Annotated in this window: 19 protein-coding genes and 1 other annotated feature; of the genes, 10 read left to right on the plus strand and 9 right to left on the minus strand. The window is 61.6% G+C overall.

Features of this window, described 5'->3' with window-relative positions:
• Positions 1–388: 388 nt before the first annotated feature.
• Complete coding sequence (locus GGD40_RS22260; RefSeq protein WP_373565319.1) at positions 389–1,663, minus strand: IS256 family transposase; 1,275 nt, start codon at positions 1,661–1,663, stop codon at positions 389–391.
• Positions 1,664–1,683: 20 nt separating this feature from the next.
• On the opposite strand from GGD40_RS22260, the gene GGD40_RS22265 reads away from it, so the two are divergent.
• From GGD40_RS22265 to GGD40_RS22280, 4 genes are read left to right on the plus strand one after another with little or no spacing between them, the layout of a single operon-like run.
• Positions 1,684–2,001 (plus strand): tlde1 domain-containing protein, encoded by a 318-nt coding sequence (locus GGD40_RS22265; RefSeq protein WP_179745115.1) that lies wholly within the window; start codon positions 1,684–1,686, stop codon positions 1,999–2,001.
• On the plus strand, positions 1,998–2,486 hold the full coding sequence (locus tag GGD40_RS22270) for a hypothetical protein (protein WP_179745116.1): 489 nt from the start codon (positions 1,998–2,000) through the stop codon (positions 2,484–2,486). The genes GGD40_RS22265 and GGD40_RS22270 overlap by 4 nt, the downstream gene beginning before the upstream one ends.
• Positions 2,487–2,517: 31 nt before the next feature.
• Complete coding sequence (locus GGD40_RS22275; RefSeq protein ID WP_179745117.1) at positions 2,518–2,859, plus strand: hypothetical protein; 342 nt, start codon at positions 2,518–2,520, stop codon at positions 2,857–2,859.
• Entirely contained in the window at positions 2,856–3,401 is a 546-nt protein-coding gene (locus GGD40_RS22280; protein WP_179712940.1) for a lysozyme inhibitor LprI family protein, read from the plus strand. The genes GGD40_RS22275 and GGD40_RS22280 overlap by 4 nt, the downstream gene beginning before the upstream one ends.
• Here the strand turns inward: GGD40_RS22280 and GGD40_RS22285 are convergent.
• Positions 3,398–3,757 carry an SHOCT domain-containing protein gene (locus tag GGD40_RS22285; RefSeq protein WP_179745118.1) on the minus strand — a complete coding sequence of 120 codons (360 nt, stop codon included), beginning with the start codon at positions 3,755–3,757 and terminating at the stop codon, positions 3,398–3,400. The two genes, GGD40_RS22280 and GGD40_RS22285, sit on opposite strands and share 4 nt — an antisense overlap.
• A 33-nt stretch (positions 3,758–3,790) precedes the next feature.
• Positions 3,791–4,186, minus strand: coding sequence for a hypothetical protein (locus GGD40_RS22290; RefSeq protein ID WP_179745119.1), 396 nt, complete (start codon positions 4,184–4,186; stop codon positions 3,791–3,793).
• Between the two features lie 143 nt (positions 4,187–4,329).
• Here GGD40_RS22290 and GGD40_RS22295 point away from each other — a divergent pair.
• The 5 genes from GGD40_RS22295 to pdeR all read left to right on the plus strand — a co-directional run bounded on the left by GGD40_RS22295 (position 4,330) and on the right by pdeR (position 14,105).
• Positions 4,330–5,561 (plus strand): IS3 family transposase gene (locus GGD40_RS22295; protein ID WP_179703322.1). Its coding sequence is split into 2 segments (ribosomal slippage): positions 4,330–4,618 and positions 4,618–5,561, totalling 1,233 coding nucleotides; the frame shifts between segments, so codons are not numbered across the junction.
• Positions 4,608–4,724 (plus strand) — a sequence feature (AL1L pseudoknot). (Overlaps the previous gene by 117 nt.)
• Before the next feature lie 736 nt (positions 5,562–6,297).
• Entirely contained in the window at positions 6,298–6,735 is a 438-nt protein-coding gene (locus tag GGD40_RS22300) for an STM2901 family protein (RefSeq protein WP_179712932.1), read from the plus strand.
• 1 nt (position 6,736) lies between these two features.
• Complete coding sequence (locus GGD40_RS22305; RefSeq protein WP_179712930.1) at positions 6,737–7,120, plus strand: DUF1493 family protein; 384 nt, start codon at positions 6,737–6,739, stop codon at positions 7,118–7,120.
• Between the two features lie 216 nt (positions 7,121–7,336).
• On the plus strand, positions 7,337–11,854 hold the full coding sequence (locus GGD40_RS22310; RefSeq protein ID WP_179745120.1) for a DEAD/DEAH box helicase: 4,518 nt from the start codon (positions 7,337–7,339) through the stop codon (positions 11,852–11,854).
• A gap of 247 nt (positions 11,855–12,101) precedes the next feature.
• Positions 12,102–14,105 (plus strand): cyclic di-GMP phosphodiesterase, encoded by a 2,004-nt coding sequence (gene pdeR, locus GGD40_RS22315; protein WP_179745121.1) that lies wholly within the window; start codon positions 12,102–12,104, stop codon positions 14,103–14,105.
• A 73-nt stretch (positions 14,106–14,178) separates the two neighbouring features.
• Here pdeR and GGD40_RS22320 read toward each other — a convergent pair whose 3' ends face one another.
• Positions 14,179–15,066: a crotonase/enoyl-CoA hydratase family protein gene (locus GGD40_RS22320; protein WP_179712928.1), complete on the minus strand. Its 888-nt coding sequence runs from the start codon at positions 15,064–15,066 to the stop codon at positions 14,179–14,181.
• 471 nt (positions 15,067–15,537) lie between these two features.
• Positions 15,538–17,001 (minus strand): M20 family metallopeptidase, encoded by a 1,464-nt coding sequence (locus GGD40_RS22325; protein ID WP_179745122.1) that lies wholly within the window; start codon positions 16,999–17,001, stop codon positions 15,538–15,540.
• 206 nt (positions 17,002–17,207) lie between these two features.
• On the opposite strand from GGD40_RS22325, the gene GGD40_RS22330 reads away from it, so the two are divergent.
• Positions 17,208–17,519: a superinfection immunity protein gene (locus GGD40_RS22330; RefSeq protein ID WP_035557882.1), complete on the plus strand. Its 312-nt coding sequence runs from the start codon at positions 17,208–17,210 to the stop codon at positions 17,517–17,519.
• Between the two features lie 38 nt (positions 17,520–17,557).
• Here the strand turns inward: GGD40_RS22330 and GGD40_RS22335 are convergent, their stop codons facing one another.
• The 4 genes from GGD40_RS22335 to GGD40_RS22350 all read right to left on the minus strand — a co-directional run bounded on the left by GGD40_RS22335 (position 17,558) and on the right by GGD40_RS22350 (position 21,388).
• Entirely contained in the window at positions 17,558–17,833 is a 276-nt protein-coding gene (locus GGD40_RS22335) for a YodC family protein (RefSeq protein WP_179712924.1), read from the minus strand.
• A 491-nt stretch (positions 17,834–18,324) separates the two neighbouring features.
• Positions 18,325–19,797, minus strand: coding sequence for an MFS transporter (locus GGD40_RS22340; RefSeq protein ID WP_179745123.1), 1,473 nt, complete (start codon positions 19,795–19,797; stop codon positions 18,325–18,327).
• A gap of 30 nt (positions 19,798–19,827) precedes the next feature.
• Positions 19,828–20,466 (minus strand): TetR/AcrR family transcriptional regulator, encoded by a 639-nt coding sequence (locus GGD40_RS22345; protein ID WP_179712920.1) that lies wholly within the window; start codon positions 20,464–20,466, stop codon positions 19,828–19,830.
• A 73-nt stretch (positions 20,467–20,539) separates the two neighbouring features.
• The gene (locus GGD40_RS22350) at positions 20,540–21,388 is read right to left on the minus strand and encodes an isocitrate lyase/PEP mutase family protein (RefSeq protein WP_179745124.1); all 849 of its coding nucleotides are present in this window, start codon (positions 21,386–21,388) and stop codon (positions 20,540–20,542) included.
• Positions 21,389–21,451 lie beyond the last annotated feature (63 nt).

Below are 21,451 nucleotides of genomic sequence, written 5' to 3' on the forward strand. Positions count from 1 at the left end.
GTGGGATTTTGACAAACAGCGGGGGCTGTGGGATTAGTCGTGATGTATTCCTGGCTCAGAGGCTTTTGACGACATAAGCAGGAGTTCGTACAACGACTAAATTAATTCCTGGCGATATCAGGGCAGGCGGCGGATTCAACGCTAGAACGTGCATATGTAAAATTTTGCTACGGCATCAGGATCAGATTCCCGAGGCATAAAATCAACCCTATTCCTCATATAGAATTGGCGTTTTCAGCTTTTGGGTCGGCCTTATGCCTTGGACATTTCAGCAAAGCACCGGAAAACTTTCGTTTAATGGCGACTCTGTCGAAACGGGTTACTCGGGTGCTGCGACCGGTAAAAAGAACCTGTCCGCATTTTTGTGTGCGAGGCGGGTTAAAGATTTCTAGCCACGTGCGAGCGTGAAGCGCTCGCCAAACAGGATAGCAAACTGGTTCATCGCCGCTTTCCAGTCGAATGCCGCTCTCACGGACTTTGCCAGCACGTTACGTAGCGCCAGCCACAGCAGCTTGATGGCGGCCTCGTCGTTGGGGAAGTGGCCTCGGGTCTTGATGATCTTGCGCAGTTGCATGTTCAGACTCTCTATGGCGTTTGTTGTGTACACGACCCGGCGTATCTCCGGAGGAAACACGAAGAACGGTGTGACGTGTTCCCAGGCGCGCTGCCAGGATTGCACGATGGTCGGATACTTCGTTCCCCAGGGTCCTTCAGTGAAGTCCTGCAAGGCCTGCTGTGCAGCCTGTTCGCTCGCGGCTGCATAGATCGGACGCAGCGCCGTGGCGACCGCCTTGCGGTCCTTGTGGCTGGCGTACTCCAGACTGTTTCGGATCAGATGCACGATGCAGGTCTGCACCGCCGTGCGGGGGTACGCCGTCCCGATCGCCTCGGCCAGTCCTTTCAGACCGTCCACCACCGCGATCAGGATGTCCTGGCAACCGCGGGTCTTGAGGTCATTGAACACCTTGAGCCAGAACTTCGCGCCCTCGGTCTGTTCAATCCACAGGCCGAGTACGTCGCGCTGGCCGTCGGCCTGGATACCCAGCGCCAGATAGACGGCCTTGTTGCTCACCACGCCGTCGCCACGGATCTTCACGCGTAGCGCGTCGAAGAACACCACCGGGTACATCGGCTCGAGCGGGCGGTTTTGCCAGGCCAGCGTTTCAGCCATCACTTCGTCAGTGACTGAGCTGATGAAGTCGGGTGAGACCTCGGTGCCATAGCTTTCAGCCAGAAACGCCTGAATCTCGCGCACGCTCATGCCGCGGGCGTACATGGCGATGATGCGCTCATCGAAGCCCGTGAAACGGCGCTCGTGTTTGGGAATCAGGATCGGCGCGAAACTGCCCTCACGATCGCGCGGCAGATCGAGCCTGACGGGGCCGCGCTCGGTGATGATTGTCTTGCCGCTGGCGCCGTTGCGTTCGTTGGCCTGGCCGTCAGGCTTGGGCTGGCCCGGCGGGTAGCCCAGATGCATGTTCATCTCGGCGCCCATTGCGCGCTCGATGATGGCCTTGTTGAACGCCAGCATCAGGTCCTGAACCTGGACAGGCGTCATCGGACCCTTCACCAGTTCATCAAGCAGACCTTCAGGCAGCTCAGGCAGCGGCCCTCGGGCCGCTGCCTGGGAGGCGACGGTACGTTTCTTTTTCATGATCGGCATATCCATGATTTTCATCCTTCATGATATGCCTCGCCCACAAAATCACGGATAGGTCCGGTAAAAATAATCCGGCCATGCAGTCAATTCAAAACGTCGGACCGATCCCACGCGGTAGCTGGCAAATCGGTGCGCCTCACAGCTCGCCACACACCGGGAGCTTCACGCTCAACCTCGCGCCCATGGTGGGAACGAATACTTTCGGGCGAAGCGCTTTCCGAATCCACGGCGACAGCACGGCTCATCCGGGACAGGCATCTGACGGATGCATCATCATGGGCGTTCATACTCGCCACCGTATATGGTCGAGCGGTGACCGACGCTTAGAGGTCATCCAATGAAGCGCGCTTCTGGTTTCACATTGGCACTCGTACTGGCTTGCTCGGCCGCGCCGACAATTGCGGCTCAACCCAACGCGTCCGTTCTGGCAAAGCAGCTTGATGACAAAGGTGCAAAGGCTACGGTGAGCGGCATGTCGGAGTCAGAGTGGGATAACGTCCTGACTCGCATCGATTCCGGTAACACGGCATGGGTTGCGCTTGCGCCGAAGCTGGCCGAAGGGACGGACGGCGGAAATTCCGAAGACCTTGGAATCGGGCTGGCGTACGCTCTTCCAAAGAACCCCAAAGCGGTACTCAAGGCCATTGATCCGAATAACGGGCCGGTGCTTGGCGTTCGTCGCGTCTGCTCTGCTCCGTTCATCGAAGACACGGTTAAAGATATTCCGGCGTACATCAGGCGCGCCAAAGCCGCGTTGCGCGACGTGCATGACCCGGCGTTGCAAAACGTGAGGGATGCGTGTCTGGCGGAGTTGGCGAAGCCATAAAGCGATGCGGATCGCTCGATACATTGCAAACGTGGCAGCAACGCTGGTGCCAGGCGTGCTGCTCGCCCGGTACATTGCCAATCTGCCTGTCGAATGGCCATGGTTGACCGGGTCCATCCGGTTCGCGCTGCGTCTGCCTGGCATCCACGCGTACGACAATCCTGACGATATGTTTGATCTCGTCGGGGTCGTGATTTTCTTCGCCTGCCTGATCGTCGTCGGATTGGTTATGTCGCTCGTCAACATCGGCACACGACACTACCGCGCACAGCGTCGGGACGCACATGGCAGGCGCCAGCCATCACGCAAGGTGAACGGACTCATCAGTCGACGCTGCAAAGAGGCGGAGCCCTTCAGGCACGGTGCGCAATGAAGCGCGCGTCCGTGCTGTTGGCAGTCGTATGCTCATCGGCATTCGCCACCGCCCCTGACCCCGCTGACGTGATCTCGAAACAAAGCGGATTACCCGCAAGTGAAGTGCAGGGCATGCTGGCGAACTGCGACGCCAACCAGACCAGTCTGAACTTTTGCGCATGGCGCGATCAGGTGGTGGCCGAGCAGAAACTACAAGATGCGTTGGACGAGAAACCCGCTACCTGCAAGACAGGACTCGAAAAGAAAATCACCGCGTGGAAGAAGCGCCGCGATGCAAAATGCAAGAAGTCGGTAGAGGAAGAAAACGGCGGCGGCTCGATCGTTCCGATGAGAATTGCCACCTGCGAGGCCGATGAGACAGACCGCATGACCAAGGTCATTCGGGCGAAAAATGCCATGCCAATTGACGTGACGATGAGCGTTGCGGACCTAGACAAAAAAGCCCACGACAAGGGCGGCCTTCAATGCAATCAATTTATTTTGCCTGTCACGTCTTCGGGATATCGGAAGGAGACAACCCAAGCGCATGTGTTGGCCTAAATGCCTTTCAGAATTTCGCTGCGCTTCGCATCGTAATCTTCCTTGGTGATCAAACCATGCTTATAAAGGTCGGCCAGGTCCTGAAGCCGCTGCGTTGCGCTCACAGGAGGGGCGGGTGCTGTAGCTCCCCTCGAAGGACATGCGGCCGCGCACAGATGCATGGCATCGGTGCATTGGTGCTGCGCAATCAATGGAAACAGCGTGAACTTACCGAGGCACTCCGAATAGGTAGACGTGCAGGACTGGGCGCAGCTCGCGTCAATCTTGCTGGTGTCGATATCCGAAACGCTCGCACAACCGGCTAACAGCATGGTCAGAAGTAGTATTTTTTTCATCATTATTTCCCCGAATTTCATTTTCGGCCCGTGGCCGCTCACTGCTGCTTCGGTTTAGCACGATCCATGGCAATGGTCTCCCAGCCATGCATCGATGCTCTTTAGCAACGCTTCAATCCGGTCATCCAAAGCGTTATCCTCATCCTTGAGGCCAATCGCAAATGTGCGTAACGCCTTAAGGCGGCGCTCAATCACAAGATCTCTATCCGGGTCCTTATAGGTAATGTTCGTCAGTTCAAGCTCGTCAACCTTGCGATTGTTAAGATGCAAGGAATTGAAGAAGTTGATCAGGCTGATATATACAGTCGACATCACGATTAGCACAGCGGCGGCATCCTCGCGCCCAACACACGCGGCCCGCAGTCCTTGCTTGAGCGTATATCGCCACTCGCGATTCTCGACATCAAGCGTCGGGTGCAGGCCGTCGTCCTCCGCGAATGTTGAGGCCATCTGCGATGCCTTCCCGACAACCTTTTGCCCGTAGGGCCCTTTCCTAAGCACGTCCGCGAGAACTTTTTGTTGATGCTTCTGCGAGGCCTCAACTGAACCGCCCCGGATTTGGTGGAGGCTCCAACTCTTGAGAGAATGGAGCCATGAACAAGTCGAACAAATTTTCTGCTGAAGTCCGGGAACGTGCAGTGCGCATGGTGCAAGAGCATCGGGGCGAGTATCCGTCACAGTGGGCAGCGATCGAATCCATCGCCCCGAAGATCGGCTGCACGAGCCAGACATTGCTGGGGTGGGTCAAACGAGATGAAGTCGATAGTGGCGAGCGCGAGGGCGTGAGCACGTCGGAACGCGAACGTCTTAAAGCACTGGAGCGCGAGGTCAAGGAACTGCGCCGCGCCAACGAGATTCTGAAACTGGCGAGCGCGTTTTTCGCCCAGGCGGAGCTCGACCGCCGCCTGAAGTCCTGAAGGCCTTCATCGATCAGCATCGCGACACCTTCGGGGTCGAGCCGATCTGCAAGGTCTTGCGGATTGCCCCGTCGGGCTACCGGCGCCATGCTGCGCAGCTTCGCGATCCGTCGCGCCGCTGCGCTCGCGCTATACGCGATGAACGCCTGCGGCCCGAGATCCAGCGTGTCTGGCAAGCCAACCTGCGTGTCTACGGAGCGGATAAAGTCTGGAAGCAGATGAACCGGGAGCATATCGCGGTGGCTCGCTGCACGGTCGAACGGCTGATGAAGCAACTGGGTTTGCGTGGCGTAATGCGAGGCAAACGTGCTCGCACGACGATTGCCGATGCGGCGGCCGCTCGCCCGCTGGATCGGGTCAACCGGCAGTTCAGGGCGGACCGGCCAAACGAGCTCTGGGTTTCTGATTTCACCTATGTATCGACGTGGCAGGGCTGGCTCTACGTGGCCTTCGTGATCGACGTGTTCGCCCGACGGATCGTCGGTTGGCGCGTCAGTTCGTCGATGACTACAGACTTCGTTCTGGATGCACTTGAACAGGCACTTTGTGCGCGGCGCCCAGGCGGCGATGGAACGTTGATACATCACTCCGACAGAGGCTCGCAATACGTTAGCATTCGCTATAGCGAGCGACTGGCCGAAGCAGAAATCGAGCCCTCGGTTGGTAGCCGTGGCGACAGTTACGACAATGCACTGGCCGAGACAATCAACGGTTTGTACAAGGCCGAACTGATTCATCGCCGCAACTGGAAAACACGGGAGTCCGTCGAGTTGGCAACGCTGGAATGGGTGGCCTGGTTCAATCATCATCGATTGATGGCACCCCTCGGCTACATCCCGCCTGCTGAAGCTGAGGCAAACTACTATCGGCAACTTGAAACACCGGTCGCCGAACCCGCATTAACTTAAACCAACCAGCCTCCACGATTCCCGGGGCGGTTCACAACCGCCTGCACAAATTCGTCATCTTCCATATTTCCCCCGATCAAATTGTGTCGCTTGTTGGGACGCAGACCATATTACGAACGGCCTCTCACACCGACCGTATGCCAACGCGGGAGAGAAATTCTGCCGAGAAGCCTCGACAGTGTCCCCGACCACGCGATGAATTCTTCGGAGCTTCAGCGAGCTCTGGCTACAGTCGGTTCAGCAGCAACGATGGCTGATACTCGTATTTCTGAAACAAACACACCGATGCGAACTAACCGATTACACCGCATTGCCAAGACTCCGCCGTGAAGGGGTGGATGGGTGAAGCATGGAGGTTACGGCAATTGAGAGAAGTCGGCTGGGGGCGGATCGGGGCTAGGGGCTCGGTGTTAGAGGTTGTCACGAACGCGGCGAGATTTGGTTCAATCTGTCGAGGCAAATTTCTCGTCGCCTCTAATCTTTACCTGGCGTTCAATCAACAAAAAGATTCGTCGTTGCGGCCAAAGTTGAGGTCGACGATTAATTGTCAAAATTCTTTAAAATCAATACTAACAAGCGCCATCTAAACCCGAAAAAACAACCTCACCAACAAATTCACCATATCGTCCCGCTGCTTACCAAGCACCCATCACACATAACGGTCATCCCAATATCGAAATCGCATAAATTGGAATAATTGGCCCGCTAAAATCGCGACCTTCTGCCGGAGAATGCGATGAGTGATAATCACAACATTTACAGATATGGCCTCCATACCAACCTTCGCCCCGTGGACCTGTTTGTCTTCGTGGCTTTGGACGAAACCCGAAAGCAACTTGGTCTCGATGACCTTGCCAGTGCGGCAGCTATCTTGCTGGGTAACAATGATGTGCCCGTTGCAGGGAAGCTTGGCGGTGCGGTGACAGGTACTTCAGTCGCTTCGCTAGCAGCGCGGCAACTCCTCCCCTTCAACGTGGCAATCCGTTTACCTACCATTACCCGTGCCGGAATCGGCGGTCTTCGGATTGCGATGACCAGAAGTCTTGGGGCGTTCGTTGGGAGAGCGATTCCGGTGATCGGTGTGGTGGTGCTGGCTCGCGATGTCTTTCTTATCATGAGACACTCGGTGATGATGTTTAACAGGCTGGTAAAACCCGAAGACCGGATATTCTGAAATGGCCGATGAAACTTGGGATCAACTTGAAGCGTTTGCCCGCAAAGAGTTGGGGCGACCGATTTTCGGCGGTCCACTTAAATTGACACCGGCTAGCAGGCTTGAAGAAGACCTCCGGCTAACTGGGCTTGATGCTGTCGAATTTATCGACAAATGGGCCGAGACTTTCCACGTCATGGCCTGTGGTTTCCCGTATCGTCGCTACTTTGGCCCGGACAGCCTCGACGTGATCAAGTCAGTTCTCGGCGTGTTCTCGGAGAAATTCCGCGATCCAGAACTCGTGCCGCTTACCTTGGGCATGCTCGCCGAAGCGATGCGACGCGGGAGATGGGACACCGACGAGATCGAAGCAACTTGCAATATCGGCCTTCGCCGGCAGCCGTAGATATCTCCCTTCCTTGCCCAATTGAGCCCCGCTTAGCGCGGGGTTTTTATTTCGTGCCGCAATCGCTTCATTGCAATTGATTGCATCGACCACCCGGCTCGCTCGCACACACGGTCATTCGCGTCACGCCCCCTCAGCAAACCCCGCGTAAACCTGCCAGACTGACCCGAAACCCCGCCTCTAGATATGGCCCCCCACGCCCCCATCTAAGCCTCCATGACTTCGGCAAAGACAAAGCCCACCGCCGCGCTAAACGCGGCTCGCCCTTCCAAAGCGTCGCGCAAAGCGGCGGGCACGGCCACGGCCGAATCGACCACGTCGACCACCCCGACCACGTCCACCGCGCTAACCGCTCTAACCCCCTTCCACCCCGCCGTCTCCAACTGGTTCAAAAAAACCTTCCCCGCGCCCACCGACGCCCAAACCGCCGCATGGCCGCAAATCCGCAGCGGCCGCTCCACACTGGTCGCCGCCCCGACCGGCTCGGGCAAAACCCTCACCGCCTTCCTCTCGGCACTCGACGATCTGGTCCAGCAAGGCCTCGCCAACGGCGGCGCCCTGCCCGATGAAACGCTGGTGGTCTACATCTCGCCGCTGAAAGCCCTTTCCAACGACATCCGCATCAACCTGCAAGCCCCGTTACAAGGCATCGCCGAAGAACTCACCGCGCTCGGCCTGCCGCCGCTCGACATCCGCACGGCCGTGCGCACCGGCGACACCACCCAGCAAGAGCGCAACGCGCTAAAAAAGCGCGCGCCGCACATTCTGGTGACCACACCCGAATCGCTCTACGTGCTGCTCGGCTCCGACTCCGGCCGCCGCATGCTCGCCACCGTGCGCACGGTCATCGTCGATGAAATTCACGCACTCGCGGGCAGCAAGCGCGGCAGCCATCTCGCGCTCAGCCTCGAACGGCTCGACGCGTTGTGCCAGCGTCGCTTGCCGCGTATCGGCCTGTCGGCCACGCAGAAGCCGGTCAGCGCGGTCGCGCGCTTTCTGGTGGGCGGTGCGAGCCTCGCGAGCAGCGAGCCCGCCGACTGCGCGATCATCGACGTCGGCCATATCCGCGCCCGCGATCTCGCGCTGGAAATCCCGCCAGTGCCGCTGGAAGCGGTCATGTCGAACGAAGTGTGGGAACGCGTCTACGACCGTCTCGCTGAACTGGTGGCGATGCATCGCACCACGCTGGTTTTCGTCAACACGCGCCGCATGGCTGAACGCGCCGCGCGTCATCTGACCGAGCGTCTGGGCAAGGACGCGGTCGCCGCGCATCACGGCAGCCTCGCGAAAGAACATCGTTTCGATGCCGAACAGCGCCTCAAACGTGGCGAATTGCGCGTGCTGATCGCGACGGCGTCGCTGGAACTCGGTATCGATATCGGCGATGTCGAACTGGTCTGCCAGATGGGTTCGCCGCGCGCGATCGCGCCGTTCCTGCAACGCGTCGGACGCTCGGGCCACCAGGTCGGCGGCATGCCCAAAGGGCGGCTGTTTCCCGCCTCGCGCGACGATCTGATCGAATGCGCGGCGCTGCTCGATTGCGTGCAGCGCGGCGAACTCGACGCGTTGTGGATTCCGCGCGCGCCGCTCGACGTGCTCGCGCAGCAGATCGTCGCGGAAGTCTCCAGCGCCGAATGGGACGAAGACGCGCTGTTCGACATGGTGCGGCGCGCCGCGCCCTACGCGGACCTCGAACGCGAGCAATACGACGCCGTGCTGCGCATGCTCGCCGAAGGCTACACAAGCCGCAACGGTCCGCGCGGCGCGTATATCCACCGCGACGTGGTGAGCGGCACGCTGCGCGGCCGGCGCGGCGGCAAGCTGGTGGCCGTGACCTCGGGCGGCACGATTCCCGAGAATGCCGACTACGCCGTCGTGCTCGAACCGCAGGCGATCAACATCGGCACGGTCAACGAAGACTTTGCGGTTGAAAGTCTGGCCGGCGACGTGTTCCAGCTCGGCAACGCGTCGTACCGGATTCTGCGGATCGAGAGCGGCCGCGTGCGGGTCGAGGACGCGCAAGGCCAGCCGCCGAATATTCCGTTCTGGCTCGGCGAGGCACCGGGGCGCAGCGACGAACTGTCATTCGGCGTGGCGCGGCTAAGAGAGCAGATCGGGCATTTGCTCGACGCGAAAACCGAAACCACGGCCGAAACCGAAACCCACCCCGCACGCCTCGACCAAGCGATCGACTGGCTCATCGACACCCTCGGTCTCGACGAAGCCGCCGCGCGCCAGATCGTCGACTATCTCGCCCGCGCCCGCGCCGCGCTCGGTGTGCTGCCGACGCAAAACACGCTGGTCATGGAGCGTTTCTTCGACGAATCCGGCGGCACCCAACTCGTGATTCACGCACCGTTCGGCAGCCGCGTGAACCGCGCATGGGGCCTCGCGCTGCGCAAGCGTTTTTGCCGGACCTTCAACTTCGAACTGCAGGCCGCCGCCACCGAGGACGCGATCGTCCTGTCGCTGACCGGCAGCCACTCGTTCGTGCTCGACGAAGTGTGGCGCTATCTGCATTCGAACAGCGCCGAGCATCTGCTGATTCAGGCGCTGCTCGACGCGCCGTTGTTCGGCGTGCGCTGGCGCTGGAACGCGACCACCGCGCTCGGTTTGCCGCGTTACACCGGCGGCCGCAAAACCGCGCCGCAATTACAGCGCATGCGCAGCGAAGACCTGCTCACGAGCGTGTTTCCCGAGCAGGCGGCGTGTCTGGAGAACATCGTCGGCGAGCGCGAACTGCCGCGTCATCCGCTAGTCGACCAGACCGTCGACGACTGCCTGCACGACGCGATGGATAGTGACGCCTGGCTGGCGCTGCTGCGCCGTATCGAACAGGGAGACGTGCAACTGGTGGCGCGCGATTTGCCCGCACCGTCGCCGCTGGCCGCCGAAATCCTGACCGCGAAACCGTACGCGTATCTGGACGACGCACCGATCGAGGAACGTCGCACGCAGGCGGTGATGAATCGCCGCTGGACCGATCCCGCCAGCGCCGACGACCTCGGCGCGCTCGACGCCGACGCGATCGACAGCGTGCGCGACGAAGCCTGGCCGCAGGCGCGCAACGCCGACGAGATGCACGAAGCGCTGACAGGCCTCGCCTGCATCACCGAGGCCGAGACGCAGGCGCACGAACACTGGCCCGCGTGGCTCGCCGCGCTGGCCGGGTCGGGCCGCGCGACCCGCCTGCAGGTCAGCGAAGACGTCGCACTGTGGCTGCCCGCCGAACGCCTCACCTGCTTTCAGGCGCTCTACCCCGACGTCCCGGCCGCTCGCTACGCGCCGCCGCTCGTGGCGCCCAAAGGCTACGCCGAAACCTGGAGCGCCGACGACGCCCTGCTCGACGTTCTACGCGCGCGCTTGACCGGCTTCGGCCCACTGCCTGTCGAAACGATTGCACAGGCGCTGGCGTTGCCGGCGGCATCGATCGAACAGACGCTGACGCGCCTCGAAGCGGAAGGCTACGTGATGCGCGGCCGCTTTACACCTCACGCCGACATAGAGGAATGGTGCGAACGCCATCTGCTCGCACGCATCCATCGCTACACGGTGAAACGCTTACGCCGCGAAATCGAGCCGGTGGAACGGCACGACTTCATGCGCTTCCTGTTCGCATGGCAGCACCTGACACCGGACACGCGCAGCGAGGGCCGCGACGCACTCGCCGCGGTGCTCGACCAGATGGAAGGCTTCCAGGCCGCCGCGGGCGCATGGGAAGACGACATTCTGCCGGCCCGCGTAAAAGCTTATTCGAACACTTCGCTCGACGAACTATGCCGGGCCGGCAAAATCGTCTGGACCCGTCTGAGCGACCGAGCACGCAGCGGCGCGGGACCGATTCGCAGCACGCCGATCGTGCTGTTGCCACGCGGCCAGGTGCGCATGTGGAACGCGTTGATCGATCCGTCGAAGCAACCGGCGTTGTCGGCGCGCGCGCAAAGCGTCTACGACACGCTGGCGCAACATGGCGCGATGTTCTTCGACGAGGTACTGACGGAAGTCCGCGTTTTGCGGATGGAACTGGAGAACGCATTAGGCGAACTCGTGGCCGCCGGTCTCGTGAACTCGGACAGTTTCGCGGGCCTGCGCGCGTTGCTGAAGCCGGTGGCCAAACGCAATGCGTTCCCCAGCAACCGGCGCGCGAGGTCGAGCGCATTGATCGGAGGAATGGACGATGCGGGCCGCTGGGCGCTGGTCAGCCGCCCGGCGGCCGCCGCCGAGCCAGCGTTAACATCGGCACCCGCGCCCGAGCGGCGCAGGCAATTGCCGCCCGACGTGCTCGAATATGTCGCAATGACCTTGCTGCGCCGCTATGGCATCGTGTTCTGGCGCCTGCTCGAACGCGAGGCCGATTGGCTGCCGCCGTGGCGAGATCTGCTGCGCGTATTCCAACGCCTCGAAGCGCGCGGCGTGATTCGCGGCGGACGCTTCGTCAACGGACTCGCGGGCGAGCAGTTTGCGTTGCCGGAAGCGATTCCCCTATTGCGCGAGGTGCGTCGCCATGCGAACGATGGTGCTTTTGTGTGCGTCGCCGGCACCGATCCGTTGAATCTGGCGGGCACCTTGCTTGTCGGAGAACGCGTGCCCGCCGTGGCAGGCAATCGGGTGTTGTATCGCGATGGCGTGGTGATCGCCACACTCGTGGCAGGGACTTTCTGGTTCGCGCCCACCGTGGAGGACAACCCGGTCGAACGGGAGCGGGCACGCGGCTGGCTGGCAAAAAGATTCTAGGGTTTGCACGCGGTTTGTACGCGAACTACATAGCGAATTACGCGGCGAATTACACGGTCGGGTCGTTTAGAAGCACTAAAGCCGATTTTGAAGCAAGCCCTAAAGCTCCGGGCTGTCCTTCCGTTAATGTTTATAAGCCCGAAGCGCAGCCGCTTAGCTACAATGGGTAGAGTCTTAAGTATGATGAAGACTGTCTGCCGCCTTCCGCCTTTACGGCGGCCAACGGCACACATCGCCCGGGGATCCCATGAACGACGACCAACACGAGCAGGTGCTTTTTGCCCAGTTCGGCACAAGCAGCCCATGCTGGCGTCTGTCGACCGACAGCAACGCGCTCGAACTCACGCCCGTTACCGGCGACATCCCCGCCAATGTCGCGATCCCGCTGAACCCTCAACAAGCGTCGCAGATTCGTTGCCTGACCGGCGTCACCTCGCATCTGGTCTTCGACGTGCGCCTCTTCGGCGAACCGTTGCGTCTGCATCTGGTCGGCAAGAAACTCAACAGCAACACCTGGGCCGGCACCGCGTCCGCGTACGACGACACCGAATCGGTGGCGCGCGATCTGGTGCACGGTCTGTCGTTCGCCGAACAGGTCGTCTCCGAAGTGAATTCGGTCGTGGTGATCGTGGACAGGCACGGGCGAATACAACGCTTTAACCGGCTTGCCGAAGAGCTCACCGGCGTCAAGGAAGAGAACATCATCGGCCGTAACGTGTGGGCGCTGTTCATGTCCACCGAAGACGGCGCCGCCTCCAGCCAGAACATTGCCGGCTTCTTCAATCGCGGCGTGTCGTATGAAGTCGAGCGGCGTATCAAGACGGTGCACGGCGAACGGCTCTTCCTGTTCCGCAATAAATTCGTCCAGAGCGGCAGCGGCGTCGAAGAGCAATTCCTGATCTGCTCGGGCACCGACATCACCGAAGAACGCCTCGCGCAGGAACGGCTCACCCTGCTGGCCAATACCGACGCGCTCACCGGCCTCGCCAACCGCAACGCGATCCAGGACAAGATCCGCGTCGCGATCGAAGAAGCCGCGCCCGGCGAAGCGGTCGGCGTGCTGTTCCTCGATCTCGACAACTTCAAGAAGGTCAACGACCACTACGGTCACGTGTTCGGCGACCGGCTGATTCGCGACGTGTCGTCGGCCATCAGCACCTGCCTGAACGAAGGCGACGTGCTCGCGCGGCTGGGCGGCGACGAGTTCATCGTGCTCGCGGCCAAGGGCACCGCGCACGAACTCGAAGCCACCGCGCAGCGCATTCTCGACCGCATGCGCACGCCGTTCGCGTTGGGCCTCGTGGAGGTCTACACCGGCTGCTCGATCGGCATTGCGTGCTATCCGGAACACGGCGACAGTCTCGAATCGCTGATCCGTTCGGCCGACACGGCCATGTACGTCGCCAAAGACGAAGGCAAGCGCACGCACCGCGTGTTCTCGCCGGACATGAACCGCCGGGTCGCCGAGTACATGTGGCTCGACACCAATCTGCGGCGCGGGCTCGACGAAGGCCAGCTTACGTTGCATTACCAGCCCAAGCTGTCGCTCGCCACCGGCACGGTGCAAGGCGCCGAAGCGCTGGTGCGCTGGAATTCGCCGGAGCGCGGCCAGATCATGCCGGCGGAGTTCATCCGCTATGCGGAAGAATCCGGCCTGATCGGCGTGCTCGGCCGCTGGGTCATGAACACCGCCGCGAAGCAGGCCGCCAGGTGGAAAGCGGACGGCTACAACCTGCGCATCGCGATCAACGTGTCGGCGCGGCAACTGGTCGATACGGCCGTGGTGCGCCATTTCACCGAGGCGCTGCAGAACGCTAACCTCGACCCTTGCCTGATCGATCTCGAGCTCACCGAGAGCTGCCTGATCGAAGACGAAGCGGCCGCGCTGGAGCTCATCAAACAGTTCCGCGTGCTCGGCGCGCAGGTGCATCTGGACGACTTCGGCACGGGCTACTCGTCGCTGTCGCAACTGGGCCGCATTCCGCTCGACGTGATCAAGCTCGACCGCAGCTTCGTGCGCTCGATCAACGCGGACACCAAGGCGCAAGCGTTAGTGCGCTCCATGGTGGCGGTCGCGCAGGAGCTGGATCTGAAGGTGGTGGCCGAGGGGATCGAAACCGAATCGGAAGAACTGTTCATGAAGGGGCTCGGCGTCGATTACGTGCAGGGCTTCCTGTACGGCCAGGCCATGCCGGCCGCTGAGTTCGAACGCTGGTTGCAGGATAGACAGAAGCTCAGGCTGATTGCCTGAGCTTCCGCCCGCTCCGTAGAAAGTCCCATTGAGACCGCCCGTTGCGGTTCGACGCGTTTGAATCAGCCGCGATTCACGCGAAGTTGGCCGCGCTGGTAGCCGCCTGGCGCATGTTGGACGTGCGGCGGTTTTGCAGCGTCACCAGCCGCTCCATGAAGGCGAGGTCCTTCTCCTCGATCGTGAAAGCGGCGTCCACCCAGTCTTCGGTAATTTCCATCAGCTCGGCACGCGACAATTGCAGCACGCGCTGGCGAGCCCGCAACATCGCGCGAATGCCGTTCATCTTCGGCTTGAGCGTATCGATAAACGTGCGCGTGGCGAGATAGGCGTCGCCGGGTTCGAACAACTGATCGACCAGCCCCTTGCCGTAGTGCCATTCCGCCGTATGCGACTCCCCCACGCCGATCAGTTCCTCGGCGAGCCGCATGCCGGCCTTGCGCGCCACCAGCGAGTACCCGCCCATGCCCGGGAACAGATTGAACGCGATCTCCGGGAAACCCATGCGCGCATCGTTCTGCGCCAGCAGGAAATGGTGGGCGAGCGCGGCCTCGAAGCCGCCGCCGAGCGCGGTGCCCTCCACCATCGCGATCGAAATCGCGCCGGTGTCGAAGCCGCGCGCGGCCGCATGCACGCAATCCACACAGGCACGCGCGTAGGCCATCAGCGCCTGGCGCTTGCCCGCGCGGATCGTCTCGGCGAAGAAATCGAGATCGCCGCCGACGTTGTACATGGTCGGAATCAACGACCCGGTCACCCAGAAATCGATCTGCAGTCCCGACTCTCGCGCCGCCTGCGCGAGGCCCAGAATGTCATGCACCAGATCGAGGTTGAAACAGGGACGCGGTTGCGCTCGCAACATCATCCACATGACGTTACGGCCTTCCTCATAGTAAGCGGAGATTTGCGACAGGTTGCCGGCTTCGATGAACGGACGGCAGGCGTGGTGGCTATGCAGATTCATTTTGAACGGTCCTTTAAGGTTAAACATTGGTAATGCAATGCGAGCCTAAAGCAGACCGGAATCGGATGGGAGCGGGGTAACCAACAGATGAAAGCAAGCGCTTATCGAAGCCACGCCGGACGGCGCTCCGGCGGCACGCGGCCGTCTATTCGCGCGATGCCGTCGACGCAAACGCTTGCGCACCGAAGATGGGCGAAATTAGCCCATCAATGAGCATGCCGGCGCGCGCAAAAAGCGGGCGGCGTAAATCCGATTTTTTTGCTGAGTTGGAATGAAAAGGAAATAACGCGCGGTTAGGCAATGCAATCGAAAATAGGCATTGCGGATGTTTATTTTTTGAATTGTGACCTGACCGACGGAATACCTAAATTGCATAGCGCGGACCTTCCCCGTGCTGTGCGAGTCGTGCCGATCGGGTCTGACCGAACGGCACGAACTCATGGACCTACGAACTTACGGACGCACGAACGCTCAAGGCGCGGCGGCGATCACATCGGCCACCGCGGCGGTCAGCTTCTTGCCGTACGGCACATGCAGGAACTCGTTCGGCCCGTGCGCATTCGACTTCGGCCCCAACACGCCGCACACCATGAACTGCGATTTCGGGAAGCCCGCCTTCAGCACGTTCATCAACGGAATCGTGCCGCCCTGCCCCATGTAGGCGACGTCGGCGCCATAGTGTTGACGCGATGCGTCGTTGAGCGCGGTGGCGAGCCACGGTGCGAGATCGGGCGCGCTCCAGCCGCTGGCCGCGCCCGCGTCCGGCTTGAACGTCACCTTCGCGTTGTACGGCGGATCGACTTCGAGCAGCGCCTTCAGTTCGGCGACGGCCTTCTCCGCTTCGATCATCGGCGGCAGACGCAGCGACAGCTTGAACGCGGTGCGCGGACGCAGCACGTTGCCGGCATCGGCGAGCGCGGGCATGCCCGCCGCGCCGGTTACCGACAACGACGGACGCCACGTCGAATTGAGCAGCGCTTCCTGCGGGTTGGTGGTGGTGGGCAGCACCTGGCGGCCGTTCTCGCCGCAGGCCCACGGCAGTTTCTTCCAGACGTCGTCGCCGAGAATCGCGGCGGTCGCTTCGGCTTCGCGTAGACGCTCCGCCGGAATCTGAACGTGGAAACCCTTCGGCAGCAGCGTGCCGTTCGCGGAGTCTTCGAGACGGTCGAACAGTTGCCGCATGATGCGGAAACTCGACGGCGCGATGCCGCCGTAACCGCCCGAGTGAATGCCCTCGTCGAGCACCTGCACTTCGAGGTCGCCGGCCACGAGTCCGCGCAGCGACGTGGTGAGCCACAGTTGATCGTAGTTGCCCGCGCCCGAATCGAGACACACGACGAGCCCGACCTTGCCGAGCCGCTCGCGCAAGACGTCGACGTACGGCAGCAGATCGTAGCTGCCCGACTCCTCGCAGGTTTCGATCAGACCGACGCAACGCGGACGCTCGATACCTTGCGCGTCCAGCGCGGCGAGCGCGGTGATGCTGGCGTAGATCGCGTAGCCGTCGTCGGCGCCGCCGCGGCCGTAGAGCTTGTCGTTCTCGAGCTTCGGCGTCCACGGCCCAAGGTCGTTGCGCCAGCCGTCGAACTCGGGCTGCTTGTCGAGGTGACCGTACAGCACGATGGTTTCTTCGCTGCCGGAACGGGTCGCGGCCGTTTCGAAGAAGATCACCGGCGTGCGACCCGGCAGGCGGATCACTTCGAGCTTCAGACCCCGCACGGGTTGCTGTTCGGCCCATTGCGCGGCGTCGGTGATCACGCGCTCCAGATAGCCGTTCTTGACCCACTCGGGATCGAACGCCGGGCTCTTGGCCGGAATCGCGATGTAGTCCGTCAACGCCGGCACGATCTCATCGTTCCATTTACGGTCGACGAATTCGCGTAGCGTGTCGTGGTTGATGCGTCGGGTCTGCTGGGTCGTATCGTCGGAGATCATGGTGGCGTCCGTGTCGGCTCTGGTCGGTCGAAACGAACATGATAGTCCTGATGCCCGATGCGCTGAAGCCCTCGCCGCTCAGCCCGGCCTCCGGCGGCTCGCTGGCGACCGCCGGCTCAATGCGAAAAATCGTTCCGCACGAGCGCTGCGCAAAAGAAATAATCGCGCGACAATCGTCGTTTACGTTGCGTTTGAGGAGTGCCCCCATGGCGGGCAATGTCATCGTTCAGGCCGTGGCCGCCGTGCTCGCATTGGCGCTGTATTTTCTGCCGGCCATTCTGGCGGATCGCCGCAAGCGTCACGACGTGCTGACGCTGGCGCTCTTCAACGCGTGTCTCGGTTGGACCGGTTTCGGCTGGCTGCTTGCGCTCTACTGGTCGTTGCAACCGAACCCGCCGAAGAACGTCGCCGGCGAGGTGGTCGAGACACGCAAGATCGTGCGGATGAAGGCTTTTTCGACCGCGTTGCTGGTGCGCGTGCAACGACGCGCCACCGCACGGGATAGTTTGAAGAAGTAAGGCCGCGAAGCCGACTCAGTTCGCTTAAGCGCCGGCGCTCAGGCCGCCCGGCGCCCCACCCGGCTCCATTGCACGGAGCCGGCGGGAATGGAGCGCGGCTCGACACGTACGCTGGCCGGCGCGAACATCTCGCGGCGCAGTTCGCCGTGTTCGTCGAACCACTCGCAGATCAGCCAGTCGCCGGGATTGAGCGCCACCGGTCCCGCGTAGGTGACTGTCATGCGCGAGCCCCCGTCCTTCAACGTCACGACGTCGCCGACGTTGAAGCTGGCGGCTAGCGGTATCTGCAGTGCGTCAATGGTGGCGGTCAGCATATTCAATCCCCTGGAACTATTGAGCGGCATTTAAGTCATTGCACCGGGCTTTTCGACGTTGGAACTGCTGAGGGAGGGCTCTAAAAAGTGAAGCCAGATTAACAATTGAATTTAATCCCGGCAAGCGCTATTTATTGACATCGTTTTCAGCGGCACTGCAATAGGTTTGGCATAGCGGGCTAGCGCACACAAAGCAGGGAAAACCCTTCAATGCCACGCCAGGCATACCACCCATGCGGCACCGCACGATCGCAAGAGTTACGGCCTGCGGCTCGCCTTTCCAGTAGAAAATGCGAGTTGTATTTCGTCATATTTAATGCGCTTACATACCGTTATCAGGGCTTATTATGATCCCCGTCAAACGTCACGAACGGAATTACCTGTGAACGACGCGCTCACCGGCAAATAAGCTATGCCCGATATTACGGTTTGTTGAAAGCGCATAATAATTTCCGGCCAGCTTGCTGAAAACGATTACCGGCCCGCGATTTTCAAACCGGCTGTGCCGCGAGGCGCAGCGCATGTTGCTGATGCCGCACCAGCAGCACGCTCAAACCGATGCATACGAACATGAGTAGCGCATTGATCGCGAGGCTGAACTGGAAGCCATGGGCGTACGCGGTGGGTGTCGAATGACCGCCGATCACCCCAAAGAACGCGCCGCTGATCGCCGCCGTGCCGAACGCCGAGCCGATCTGCAAGGTCGACGAGACCACGCCCGACGCGAGCCCGGCCTTCTCCGGCGTCACTTCCAGCAGCACGATGCGCACGATCGACGGCAGCAACAAGCCGTGGCCGATACCCGCGCACACCAGCCCCAGATAGAACGGCAGATCCGGCGTCACAGAGTGGGCGGAGGCCCAGCCGGTGATCGTGAAGCCGACGGTCATCATCGCAAAGCCGAGCGTTAGCACATGACTGCCGATCCGCTTGACCACCATCGGCGACGTCAACGGCCCGGCCACGAAGCCCAGCGCGAACGGCATGATCGCCATGCCGGACGCGAGCGGCGTCCAGTGCAGACCCGTCTGCAGGAAAACCCCGTACGTTAGGAAAAACGCGCTGTTGCAGTAGAACAGGAACGCGAGTACCAGACCCAGCGCGAAGGCCGGATTGCGGAACAATTGCAAATCCACCAGCGGATAGCCGCCGCTGCGCTCCACCCGCCGCTCGGTCGCCACGAACAGCGCGAAGACGGGCACGGCCAGCGCGAACATCACGAAGGTCCACACAGGCCAGCCAGCTTCGCGGCCATGCGTCATCGGGTAAATGATCAGCAGCAGCACCGCGGAGAGCAACGCCACGCCCTTCAGGTCGATGCCCGCGCGGGTGGCCGGCTGATTTTCCGGCACGAACTTCCACGTGCCGATGAACGCCACGATGCCGATCGGAATGTTGATCAGAAAGATGATGCGCCAGTCGAGCCCGAACGGGTGATACGTGATCAACGCGCCGCCGCCCAACTGCCCGACGATCGACGACAACCCGAACATGAAGCCATACAGGCTCATCACCTTGGTCTGCCGATGCAGCGGCACCACCGCGCGAACCGTCGCGAGCACCTGCGGCGCCATCACCGCAGCGGCGATACCTTGCACGATCCGCGAGATCACCAGCATGTGGCCGCTGGTGGCGAAGCCGCACAGCGCGGACGCGATCACGAAGGCCGCCATGCCCGTCATGAACATGCGACGGCGCCCGTATAGATCGCCGAGCCGTCCCCCCGTGATCAGCAGCACCGCATAGGACGACGCATACGCGGACACCACGAGTTGCAACTGCGCGTTAGTGGCGTTCAGGCCGCTGTGAATCGACGGCAGCGCGAGATTGACGATGAAGTAGTCGAGCGGCGCGAGGAACGCGCCGACGAACAGCACGGCGAGCGCCAGCCCCTGCCGTTCACCGCGCGGCGCAGTTTGCTTCGAGCTTGCCGCCGTAGTGGACTTGATTGCTTCACAATTCATGACCGATCGTTCAAAAATTAGGCAAAAAAATTAGACGAGCGCGCGCATCGCGACGTCCACGATTTTTATCAGTGCGTCTTCCTGATGGGCGACGCGGCCCATCACGCGCAACCCCTGCATGATGCACAGCAGGAAATCGCCGACGGCTTTTTCGTCGAGCGTGGCGTTGAACGCGCCGCTCGCCTGGCCGCGAATCACCGACGCCGCGAGCAAGGTCGCCATGCGCCGCTGAATCGCGGCGACGCGGGCGCGCAGTTCTTCGTCGCCCGGTTGCATTTCGAGCGTGGTGTTGGTGATGAAGCAGCTACGCTCGCCGGTCAACGCGCAGGCAACCCGCGCGTAATGCAGCAGCGCGTTGCGCAGCGACTCTTCGGCCGGGACCGGCGCGTTCAGCCGCTCGGCGAGCCGCGCGACCGAACCTTCCGCGTAGTGATCCAGTGCGGCCAGCATGATGCCGTGCTTGTCGCCGAATACGCCGTACAGGCTGCCGCGCAACAGGCCGGTCGCCTTGCACAGGTCGTCGATCGAGGTGGCGTGGTAGCCGTGGTTCCAGAAGACCTGGCTCGCGCTCGCCAATACCGTGTTGGTATCGAACTCGCGCGGCCGGCCTCGCGGACACCCCGCACCTGCTTTCTTCGCCGATTGATGGGGAGAGCCGGGTTGCTTCATAGGATGGATATTATGACCAACCGTTCAAGAAAGCAAGATCGAGTTTTCGTAGACCCAGAGGCTTGCTCACCGCTCAGCCCGGCTTTCGCCACTTCTGGTCCGCCTCAGTGAACAACTGATTCATCTCGCTCCCGCTGGCCCCTTCTTTTGTGAAATCGAACGTGCCGTGCTCACGCATCTCGCGCGCCGCGCGCTGGAACGCGCCCAACGCCGCGCGCGCCAACGATCCGCCCACACTCACGCGACGCACGCCCAGCGCCCGCAATTCGTCGAAGCTGAGCACGACGCCTTGCAAGCCCATCAACACGTTGACCGGCCGGTCCAGCGCGTTGACCACCGCGGCAATTTCTTCGCGCGTCTTCAAACCGGGCGCGTACAACACGTCCGCGCCGGCTTCCTGATACGCCTGCAAACGGCGGATCGTATCGTCGAGATCGGGACGGCCGGTCAGATAGTTTTCGGCGCGCGCGGTCAGCGTGAACGGAAACGGCAGCGAGCGAGCGGCTTCGACCGCGGCGCGCACGCGCTCCACGGCCACTTCAAACGGATAAATCGGCGCGTCGTCGTGGCCGGTCCAATCTTCGATCGAACCGCCGACGACCCCAGCCGCCGCCGCCTGGCGGATAGTTTCCGCGCAATCTTCGGGGGCGTCGCCGAAGCCGTTTTCCAGATCGGCGCTGACCGGTAAATCGGTGGCGCCGGCGATCTCGGCGAGGTGCAGCATCATCTGCGCGCGGCCGATCGCGTTATCCGGCAAGCCGCGCGTGAACGCGTAGCCGGCGCTGCTGGTGGCGAGCGCTTTGAAGCCGGCCAGCGCGAGCAGTCGCGCGGTGCCGATGTCGTACGGATTGGGGATGATGAAGGCTTCGCCGGCGGCGTGATACGACTGGAATTGCCGTGCTTTATCGGATTGCGTTGTCATTGACGGTTCCATGGAAGACCGCCAGCCCCGGCAGTTTGCCGCAGCGCAGCGGTGAATCGTTGA

Source organism: Paraburkholderia bryophila (assembly GCF_013409255.1).
GTDB lineage: Bacteria > Pseudomonadota > Gammaproteobacteria > Burkholderiales > Burkholderiaceae > Paraburkholderia.